Raw genomic sequence first — 10,452 nt, forward strand, 5'->3', positions numbered from 1 at the left:
GGTGTGCTCGGCGATGAATGCCTGGTCCAGGACTTGCCCCAGGCTGTCCTCCAGGGCCAGCAGCGCCTTCATGATGCCCTTGATCGCCGCCGCGTCGCCGCCGGCCTTGACCTGGAAGTACGACGAGGCGATGCGGGTGGAGCCGTAGGTGGCCATCTCCACCATGTTCTGCGGGTCGGCGAACCGCTCCAGGGCACGCTCGCGCAAAGGGTTGAAGACCATGATCGGCACCTTGCGCCGCGAAGCTTCATGCAGGGTACCCATCATACGCGGGTGGTTGGTGCCGGGGTTGTGGCCGATGGAGATGATCAGCTCGCAGAGGTCGAAGTCCTCCAGCGACACCGTGCCCTTGCCGATGCCAATGGACCGCGGCAGGCCGACGCTGGTGGGCTCGTGGCACATGTTCGAGCAGTCGGGAAAGTTGTTGCAGCCGTATTCCCGGGCGAACAGCTGGTACAGGTAGGCCGCTTCGTTGGACGCGCGCCCGGAGGTGTAGAACTCCACCTGCTCGGGCTGCAGGCTGCGCAGGATCTCGCCGATGCGGGCAAAGGCGTCCTGCCATGCCACAGGCTTGAAGGTGTCGCTGGCGCGGTCGTAGACCAGGGGCTCGGTCAGGCGCCCGAGGTCTTCGAGTTCGTAGTCCGAACGCTGCAGCAATGAGGTCACCGGATGCTGGGCGAAGAACGCCGGGGTTACCCGCTTGTTGGTGGCCTCCCAGGTCACCGCCTTGGCGCCGTTTTCACAGAACTGGAAGGTCGACTTGTGCTCCTTGTCCGGCCAGGCGCAGCCCGGGCAGTCGAAGCCGTCGGGCTGGTTGGTGCGCATCAGGGTCAGCGGCGCCTTGAGGGTGTCCATCTGCTCGCGCACCGCGGTCGCAGTGGCCTTGAGCGCCCCCCAGCCACCGGCGGGACCATCGTAGTTGCGGATTCCGGGAACCTTGCGTCGAGTACTCATGAGCGCTCCAGGGCCGGCCCGGCGCTGCACGACGCGAACCGGTGGTTGCGGGTGACCGAGGCGCGCCAGGGCAGGATGCCCAGGGGCCTGGATCAGGGGGCAAGTGCGCTGGAAAAGCCTCAGCGCAGGGTAAAATCTAGCCCTGCGGGTTGGCCTGTCAAGGCCAGGCGCCGACCGGTACAGGGCCCATGCCAGGGCCCCGGCCAGGCCCGGGGGAGCCTATTGCAGGCCCCCGCCAGAACCTGTAGCGCCTACTGCAAAACGCTGCGCCGGCGCTTGAGGGTCCAGCCCTGCTGCATGCCGGCCGCGGCCAGCAGGATCGCCCCCACGCCCACCCATTGCAGCAGCCCCAGGCGGTGTCCGAAGGCCACCCAGTCGACCAGGATCGCCGCAATCGGGTAGATGAACGACAAGGCGCCGGTCAGGGCCGTCGGCAGTTTCTGGATCGCCCCGTACAGCAGCACGTACATCACCCCGGTATGGAGAATGCCCAGGGTCAGCAGGCTGGCCCAGGCGCTGGCCTGCTGGGGTGGCGCGCCGAGGTTGGCCCAGGGCGCCAGCAACAGCACCCCGGTGCAGACCTGGATCAGGGCGATCAGGTGCGGCGGCGTGCCGCTCAAGCGCTTGATCAGCAGCGCGGCGAAGGCGTACAGCGCCGCCGCGCCCAGGGCCAGGGCAATGCCCAACAGGTAGTCGCCACCCTCCTCGCCCTGGCTGCCGTGGGCACTGACGATGGCCAGCATTCCGGCGAACGACAGGCCCAACCAGAACAGCTTCTGCGGGGTGATCTTTTCTCCCAGGAACAACGCCCCGAGGGCCACCAGAATGAACGGCTGAACGTTGTACACCGCGGTGCCGATGGCGATCGAAGCCCGGGAGTAGGAGCCGAACAGCAGCACCCAGTTGCCGACAATGGCCACGCCACTGAGCACCGCGAGGATCAAGGCGCGCTTGCTCAGAATGTTCTTACGCAAAAAGCCGAAAGCTCCACAAATCAGCAGCAAGGTCCCGGCGCCGAACAGGCACCGCCAGAACACCACATCCAGCACCGGTTGCCCGGACACCAGGACGAACCAGCCAATGGTTCCGGAAATCAGCATGGCAGCGGTCATTTCCAATGATCCGCGTCGGGTTTGTGCATCCATCATCAGGCTCCTTTGCAAGTGGGCAAATTATGCCCAGCCAGCAGAGCCCATCGCCAGATCAAAACCTGGGCTAGAATCGATTCAGACCTTTTTTATCAAGGCCAAAGAGCCCATTCACCTAACGAGATCGCCATGCTGGATGCCATCGACCAAACCCTGATCAGCGCCCTGATGCAAGACTCGCGACGCTCCCTCAAAGCCCTGGCGCAGATCAGCGGGCTGTCCGCTCCCAGCGTCTCGGAGCGCTTGCGCCGGCTGGAAGAACGCGGCGTGATCAGCGCCTATACCCTGGAGATCGACCCCAGGTTTCTCGGTTACCAGTTGCAGGCCATCGTCCGCATCCGCCCCTTGCCGGGCAAGTTGCAGGAGGTCGAACGGCAGATCCTGGCGATTGCCGAGTTCACCGAATGCGACAAGGTCACCGGCGACGACTGCTTCATTGCCCGTCTCCAGGTGCGCTCCATGGAACAACTGGACAGCCTGCTGGACCACCTCAATCACTACGCCGAAACCAACACCGCGATTGTCAAGAAATCGCCGATCAAACGGCGCCTGCCGCCTCTGGAATGAGCCCCATCCCGAAAGCGCCTTCAGGATTGAAAAACGCCAGAAACGAAGCAGAAAAGCACCGCTGAGAGCCCAATCCAGAGGCGTTTCACACTACAAATCAGCTACGCATCCTACATATTTACAGGACATTTCTTAGCAAACATAAGACGATTCTTAAAAGCGCCTCAGCAGCTTTTTGACGCCAATTTCAGTGATACCCTGCGAAACCTCTGACGAACCCACTAGCAAAATGCCTACTCCAACCAAAGGAAGCCGGCGCTTTGCTGGGTGCTCATGCCTGTCGAAAAGCCGAGTAGCGAAAAACGATGTCGATCCGCGTCCAGATAGCCGATGACCATCCCCTGACCCTGATTGGGATACACACCCTGCTGGAGAACCGCGCCAACCTGGACGTGGTCGCCCAGGCCCACAGTGTTGAAGCCCTGCTGGAGAACCTGCAGCGTCACCCCTGCGACCTGCTGTTGACGGATCTGATGATGCCCGGCGGCGAGCAGGTAGACGGTATCCGCCTGATCCGCCGCTTGCGCACGCTGTACCCGCAGCTGGCGATCGTGGTGGTCACCATGCTCGACAACCCGGCGCTGATCAGCAGCGTGCTCAAGCTGGGCATCCAGGGCCTGGTGAGCAAGCGCGGCCTGCTCAACGACCTGCCCAAGGCCGTGGCGGCCAGCCCGCGTGCGCCTTTCGTCTCCGCGTCGATCCAGCACCTGCTGGATTCCAGCGCCGCGTTGCACGGCAAGCCGTTGCTGCAACCGGAGCAACTCTCGGCCCGGGAAGTCGAAGTACTACGCCTGTACGGCACCGGCATGAGCATCGGTGCCATTGCCCTGCATCTGTCCCGGAGCAAGCAGACCATCAGCACGCAAAAAAGCAGCGCCATGCGCAAGCTCGGCCTGGACACCTCTGCCAGCCTGTTCCTGTACATCCAGGAGCACGGCCTTTCCTGAGCTGCAAGCGCGGCACATCCCGGAGTCCCCCCTCTATGTATCTCTTTTCGCTTTCCTTCGTGCGCCGGAGGATGCAGCGCTTTTGCCTGCTGCTTATCCCGCTGGCCAGCCTGCCAACCCTGGCCACAGCCCACGCCGACAACCTGCCGCCAGCCACCCGGGACAGCAACCTGCCGCTGAACAAACTGTTGCAGCTGCGCGACAGTCTGCCGCGCAAGCGCCTCAAGGTGGCGCGGATCGTACCGCCGGATCGGCCCATGGAGAGCGCCGGCAATCAGGTCTTGAAGGCCATCTCCGACCAGTACCTGCAACTCATCGGTGAACAACTGGACCTGCACTTCGAAAACGTCGAGCTGCCTTCGCCCCAGGCGGCGGTGGATGCGCTGCTGGAGCAGCGGATCGACCTGCTGCCGAGGGCCAGCGATTTTGAAGCAGCCAATCCGGAGCTGCGCCTGAGCCTGCCCTATTTGCGCAACCAGCCCATCATTGTCGGCCGCTCCAGTGACCGCAGCCTGCCCCTGGACCTGCGAGGCAAGCAGGTGCTGGTGCTAAAGAACTACCTGGACAGCAATCGGGTCCGCAAGGCCTACCCCCTGAGCATACTGCGCGAGGTCAGTACCACGGCGCTGGCCCTCGAGCAGTTGGCCCGGGGCGAAGCGGACGCCTTCATCGGCGACCAGTTCCGCTCCGGCTTGTACCTCCAGGCACGTACGGACCTGGCTCTGCACAACAAGTTTTCCGCACAACTGCCCGACACCGGCTTCGCCTTCGCCGTGCGCCGTGATGAACTCACCCTGCTGACCCTGCTCAACCATGCGCTGCAGAGCATTCCCGAGGCCCAGAAGCTCAAGCTCCAACAGCAGGCTAGCCACGGGCCGTTCCCCTACTCCCCGATCGACACGTTCATGCTCAGCCCCCAGGAACTGGGGTGGTTACAGGACCACGGGCAAATCAACTTGCTGGCCCATGAAGCGCCGCCGTACCTGTATCGCACCAGCGACGGGCGCTGGTCCGGTCGCAGCGTCGAGCTGCTGCAGACCCTCGCCGATGCCTTTCGCCTGGAACTGAACATCGAGTCGAGCCAGTCCCGGTCCCACGACCTGGAGCAACTGGCCAGAGGCCACGTCGACCTGGCCAGCCGCCCGCTGGCGATTGCCGACGGCTCCCGCGGGATACGTTTCAGCCAGCCCTATGTCACCCGCAACTGGACCTTCATCATCCGCAACGGAGACAGCTCCCCCAGTTCCCTGGAGGCCATGGAGGGGCACACCCTTTCGCTGCCGCGCCAGCACCCGCTGCTTGAACACTTGCGTCTGCGCTATCCGCAGATCCAACTGATGCTTACCGACAACTTCCAACAGGCCCTTGACCTGGTGCGCCTGCGTCGGGCCGACGCGACCCTGGACAGCCCCGCTAGCGACCCGATGCAGCCTGGCCCAGGCCTGCAATACGGCCTGTCGATCAAGGCCACGCCCAGCCCCCACCAGTTCGCCGTGGCCCAAGGCTCCGGCGAGTTGCTGGGTATCCTCGACAAGCTGCTGGACTCGTTGTCCCGCGCACCGCTGAGTGATATCCAGGTGGTGGCCGAACGCCCCCGGGAGAATTTCTGGGAATGGGCCGCAGAGCAGGCCTGGCACGTCGGCGTCGGGGCTCTGGTGATCTTCGCCCTGTTCCTGGTGTGGAACTGGCGGCTGAAGATCCAGGTCAAGGAACGGATCTGCGCCCAGACCCGGCTGCAGGACAAGCTGGCATTCCAGTTCTCCCTGCTCAACGGTCTGCCGACGCCACTCTACGTCTGCGACCTGCATGGTCGCCTGAGCACCTGCAACCGCGCCTACGAGGAGTTCTTCAGCACCTCCCAGGAACAGGTGGAGGGCTGCCTCCCCACCGAACAACTGAACATGCCAGCGGAGTTCGCCCAGGTCCTGCAGGACGAGCACCAGCAACTGCTGCACAACCACCGGCCGCGCTTTCTCGACACCAGCCTGGTGATCAAGGGTGAACAACATTACCTGTACCAATGGCTGGTCCCCTTCTACAGCGCCCGGGGCCTGCTACAGGGACTGCTCGGCGGCTGGCTGGACATCTCCGAGCGCAAACACCTGGAAATCAAGTTGCGCGAAGCCAAGCAGGTGGCACTCAAGGCCAGCGCGGCCAAGAGCGAATTCCTGGCGTCCATGAGCCACGAGCTGCGCACTCCGCTCAACGCTCTGGTGGGCCTGCTGGAGCTGGAAACCAGCAGCCGCACCTTGCCATCGCACAACCTGCGGGTGGCCCAACAATCGGCGACTTCGATGATCGACCTGATCGGCAACATCCTCGACCTGGACAAGATCGAGAGCGGCCTGATGCAGCTGGCTGCGCACCCTACCGCGCTGGAGCCGTTGCTGACCAACAGCCTCGGCCTGTTTGCCGCCCAGGCGCGGGAGAAAAACCTGCAACTGCACTTCGACTACCATGCCGACCGCCAGCGCCTGTACTGGGTCGACTCGCTGCGTGTGCAGCAGATCTTCCATAACCTGATCAGCAATGCGCTGAAGTTCACCGACCAGGGCGGCATCCATGTCCGAGTCAGCGAAAGTGTCCTGCGCGAAGGCGTCAGCCTGCTGACCCTGAGCGTCAGCGATACCGGGATCGGCATTCCCCTGGCCTTGCAGCCACAGATCTTCGAGCCCTATCGCCAGGCCAGCGCGCGCACCGCCCACCTCTACGGCGGCTCGGGCCTGGGCCTGAGCATCTGCAATCAGTTGACCCAGTTGATGGATGGGCATATCTGGCTGGAAAGCCAGCCCGGCCAGGGCTGTTGCGTGAGTGTGGAACTGCCCCTGAGCTGGCAATTGGCCCCAGGGCCAGTGGACGAGCCCCTGTTACCCGACCAGCAGGAGGCCAAGGCCCTGCGAGTCCTGGTGGTGGACGATGTGTCGACCAACGGCCTGGTGCTGACTCTGCAACTGGGTCGCCTGGGGCATCAGGCAGAACATGTGTGCAGCGGCGAACAGGCCTTGCTGGCCCTGAGCGAATCCACCTACGACGTGCTGATCAGCGACTGCAACATGCCGGGCATGGATGGCTACGCCCTGGCTCGCACCGTGCGCCAGGATGAACGGCGCCTGGGGCTGCCCCAGCGGCTGATCATCGGCTACACCGCCAGTGCCCTGAGCAATGAAGCCACCCAGTGCTCCAACGCCGGGATGAACGACCTGATGATCAAGCCGGTGACCCTGGCACGCCTGCAGGAAGTCCTGAACAACTACGCGCCGGTCGAGGAAGAGCCTCGGGATATTCGCGCCTTCAGCCTCGACCACCTGGATGAAGCAGGCCGGAACAGTTCGATCCTGCGCCGGCGCATTCTCCTTGAGCTGACCAAAAACCTGCAGCAAGAGATCCAGCAGATACGCGACACCGACCTGGCCGCCATGACGGAGACCATCGGTGACCTGAGCCACCGCCTGACCGGCGTGGCCTGTCTGATCGATGCCAGCGAAATGGCCGCGGCCTGCCAGGCCCTGCGCCAGGTCAACGTGCGACAGCCACAGGCAGTCCGCCGTTGCCAGGCCGACCTGTTGCACAGCATGGAGCGCATCTTCGAACAGGCCAAGGCCGACCTGGCGGCCCTGCGCCAGCCCCTCCGGCCCTGGTCCAGGGGCATTGCTCGCGCGCCGCTGACTGACTCTCGTACTTGTCCCATGTGAAGTGGCGCCCGCCCTTCCTACCCTTGCGCTTGCTTTCGGGGGGCGCAAGACAGGGGTGCCAGCTGCACATCCTTCCCCACGATCGCGTGTTGAATCCAATAATTCCCAACTAAGGATCAATCGATGATCACGTTGCACCGAGCCCGTTCATTCCTCAAGCTTCCGCTGGCCATGGCCATCGGCATGGCTGCGCTCGCGGCTCAACAAGCCAGCGCTCACGGTTATATCGAGAGCCCGAAATCCCGCGCCTTCATGTGCCATACCAATGGTGGCAAGCTCAACGCCAACTGCGGCGCCGTGACCTATGAGCCACAAAGCACCGAGTACATCGGCCGCCCGGGGGAAGGGTCCATCTCGCACTTCCCAAGCAACGCCCAGGCCTGCACTGGGGACTTCACCAAGTGCGGCCCGGCCAACGGCACCATCCCTGCCGGCGGCCTGGCGCGTTTCTCGGAGCTCAACGAGCAGACCGCCACGCGCTGGAGCAAGAACACCATCAAGCCGGGCCCGCAGACCTTTACCTGGCACTACACGGCGGCCCACTCCACCCGCTACTGGCAGTTCTACATCACCAAGAAAAACTGGAACCCCAACCAGCCACTGACCCGTGATTCGTTCGAAAGCACACCTCTGCTGGACGAGCCATGGCCAGCCCTGAACGCCCCGACCGCGGCGGGCGGCAAGACCAGGCACACCGTGAACATCCCGTCCGACCGCAGCGGTTACCACGTGCTGCTGGCGACCTGGAAAGTCCACGACACCGACGCCACTTTCTATCAGGTGGTCGACCTGAACATCGACAATGGCGCCACCATTCCGTCGACCTGGACCACTGTCGGCGCAGTCCAGCCTGAAGCCTTGAGCATCGGCGACAAGGTCAAGACCCGGGTGTTCAATGCCCAAGGCGAACAGGCCGCCAAACAGATCGTGCTGCAAATCAGCTCCGCCGAACTGGCCAAGGCCGACGTCTGGCCGCACGAACTGGCCAAGAAGGTCAACGCTGCCAAGCAGGGCTACCAGATGGGCCTGCTCAACGACAAGGACGAAGTGCTACCCAACTTCGGCAAGAACGACATCCTGGTCAAGAAAGGCAGCGACATCGTCAACGTGATGATCGACAAGGAGCAGGCTGCCAAGCCGGGCGAACTGTCCATCACTGGCATGCAGTCCGAATACACCCTCAAGGACGGCAAGGTCGACCTGCACTTCAATGCCATCGCCAAGGGCGGCGACTACACCGTGAAAGCCACTGTGTACAACGCCAAGGGTGAAAGCGTGGCGTTCCAACAGGCTCCAGCCGGCAATACCCCGCACTTCTCCATGACACTGACCGGTCAGAGCGCCGGCAAATACGACCTGGTCGTGGTAGCCACGTCGAAGAAAGGCGAAGTGCTGCAGCAGACTGCCAGCTTCTCCCTGAAACAGGAGGAAAGCGGCGGTGGCGGTGAGGGAGGCGGCAAGTACGATCACGTCTTCCCCCAAGGCTTGAGCACCTACAAGGCCGGCACCCTGGTGCTGCAACCCAAGGACGGCAATACCTACAAGTGCAAGCCCTTCCCCTACAGCGGCTACTGCGTGCAGTGGAAGGCCGGAGCGACGCATTACGAGCCAGGTACCGGTAGTCACTGGACCATGGCCTGGGATCGCCAGTAACCATCAGTGGTGAAGGTTTCACCTTGGAGCGTGGCATGCGAATGCCACGCTTTTTCTGCGTACAAAGCACGCTCCGTACCAGTGCTGGCAATCGCGCGAAAACGCCCGGCACGCCTGGCCCTTGCTGCCCAACAGCGCTAGCTGGCGACTCTCGTACTCGTCCCATGTCCCCTCCCAGACCCTGCCGCGTAGCCTTTGGTCGTTCCCAGGGCAGCTCTGGCACGGATGCCAACCGTCCCCTCAGATCGGTCCCCAGTGGCGCCCCCGAGAACTCCTGCATTTCCTTCTATCTGCTCAAGGATCTAACAATGATCAAATCCAACCGAGTTCGCTCGTTCTTCAAGCTGCCTCTGGTCCTGGCCATGAGCGTTGCCGGCGTTGCTGCTCAGCAAGCTTGCGCTCACGGCTACATCGAGAGCCCCAAGTCCCGTGCCTACATGTGCAACGAGAAAGGCCTGAACCAGAACAGCAACTGCGGAGCGGTGGCTTACGAGCCACAGAGCACCGAGTACATCGGCCGCAAGTTCGAAGGCGGCTTCTCGCACTTCCCAAGCGCCGCCCAGGCCTGTACCGGTGACTTCACCAAGTGCGGCCCGGCCAACGGCACCATTCCTGCCGGCGGCCTGGATCGTTTCTCCGCGATCAACGAACAAAGCAGTACTCGCTGGACCAAAAATACCATCAAGCCAGGCCCGCAGACCTTCGCCTGGAAGTACGCCGCTCCCCACGCCACTCGCTACTGGCAGTTCTACATCACCAAGAAAGACTGGAACCCCAACCAGCCACTGACCCGTGATTCCTTCGAAAGCACCCCACTGCTGGATGAGCCATGGCCAGCCCTCAACGTTCCGGCGAAAGCTGGAGAGACCACCAAGCACACCGTGAACATTCCGTCCGACCGCAGCGGCTACCACGTCGTGCTGGCGACCTGGAAAGTCCACGACACCGACGCCACCTTCTATCAAGTGGTCGACCTGAACATCGACAACGGTGCAGTCATTCCTTCGGGCTGGACCACTGTCGGCCAGGTCAACCCGGAAGCCTTGAGCATCGGCGACAAGGTCAAGACCCGGGTGTTCAATGCCCAAGGCGAACAGGCCGCCAAGCAGATCGTGCTGCAAATCAGCTCCGCCGAACTGGCCAAGGCCGACGTCTGGCCGCACGAACTGGCCAAGAAGGTCAACGCTGCCAAGCAGGGCTACCAGATGGGCCTGCTCAACGACAAGGACGAAGTGCTACCCAACTTCGGCAAGAACGACATCCTGGTCAAGAAAGGCAGCGACATCGTCAACGTGATGATCGACAAGGAGCAGGCTGCCAAGCCGGGCGAATTGTCCATCACTGGCATGCAGTCCGAATACACCCTCAAGGACGGCAAGGTCGACCTGCACTTCAACGCCATCGCCAAGGGCGGCGACTACACCGTGAAAGCCACTGTGTTCAACGCCAGAGGTGAAAGCGTCCTGTTCCAGGAAGCTCCAGCCGGCAACA

At 62.9% G+C, this 10,452-nt stretch carries 7 protein-coding genes; 5 read left to right on the forward strand and 2 right to left on the reverse strand.

Going from position 1 to position 10,452, the window contains the following annotated elements:
• Together F6S12_RS27045 and F6S12_RS27050 are read right to left on the reverse strand one after the other, a co-directional pair.
• Positions 1–954, reverse strand: a 954-nt coding sequence (locus F6S12_RS27045) for a molybdopterin-dependent oxidoreductase (RefSeq protein ID WP_315869514.1), incomplete at its 3' end; no start/stop codon positions are given.
• Positions 955–1,205: 251 nt separating this feature from the next.
• Positions 1,206–2,099, reverse strand: coding sequence for a DMT family transporter (locus F6S12_RS27050; RefSeq protein WP_011062011.1), 894 nt, complete (start codon positions 2,097–2,099; stop codon positions 1,206–1,208).
• Between the two features lie 132 nt (positions 2,100–2,231).
• Between F6S12_RS27050 and F6S12_RS27055 the strand changes: the two genes are divergently transcribed.
• The 5 genes from F6S12_RS27055 to F6S12_RS27075 all read left to right on the forward strand — a co-directional run.
• Entirely contained in the window at positions 2,232–2,669 is a 438-nt protein-coding gene (locus F6S12_RS27055) for an Lrp/AsnC family transcriptional regulator (RefSeq protein ID WP_011062012.1), read from the forward strand.
• Between the two features lie 305 nt (positions 2,670–2,974).
• Entirely contained in the window at positions 2,975–3,616 is a 642-nt protein-coding gene (locus F6S12_RS27060) for a response regulator (protein ID WP_077934451.1), read from the forward strand.
• Positions 3,617–3,687: 71 nt separating this feature from the next.
• A complete protein-coding gene (locus F6S12_RS27065) occupies positions 3,688–7,308 on the forward strand; it encodes an ATP-binding protein (RefSeq protein ID WP_315869515.1) in 3,621 nt (1,206 codons plus the stop codon).
• Positions 7,309–7,431: 123 nt separating this feature from the next.
• On the forward strand, positions 7,432–8,961 hold the full coding sequence (gene gbpA / locus F6S12_RS27070; protein WP_276495147.1) for an N-acetylglucosamine-binding protein GbpA: 1,530 nt from the start codon (positions 7,432–7,434) through the stop codon (positions 8,959–8,961).
• Between the two features lie 308 nt (positions 8,962–9,269).
• The coding region (locus F6S12_RS27075; protein ID WP_315869516.1) for a lytic polysaccharide monooxygenase at positions 9,270–10,452 on the forward strand (1,183 nt) is incomplete at its 3' end.

It is taken from the genome of Pseudomonas sp. JV245A (assembly GCF_032424515.1).
Classification (GTDB): domain Bacteria; phylum Pseudomonadota; class Gammaproteobacteria; order Pseudomonadales; family Pseudomonadaceae; genus Aquipseudomonas; species Aquipseudomonas protegens.

Coding starts and splice junctions, on each gene's coding strand:
- F6S12_RS27065 (WP_315869515.1), top strand. CDS start 3,688: ATGCAGCGCTTTTGCCTGCTGCTTATCCCGCTGGCCAGCCTGCCAACC.
- gbpA (WP_276495147.1), top strand. CDS start 7,432: ATGATCACGTTGCACCGAGCCCGTTCATTCCTCAAGCTTCCGCTGGCC.
- F6S12_RS27060 (WP_077934451.1), top strand. CDS start 2,975: ATGTCGATCCGCGTCCAGATAGCCGATGACCATCCCCTGACCCTGATT.
- F6S12_RS27055 (WP_011062012.1), top strand. CDS start 2,232: ATGCTGGATGCCATCGACCAAACCCTGATCAGCGCCCTGATGCAAGAC.
- F6S12_RS27050 (WP_011062011.1), bottom strand. CDS start 2,099: ATGGATGCACAAACCCGACGCGGATCATTGGAAATGACCGCTGCCATG.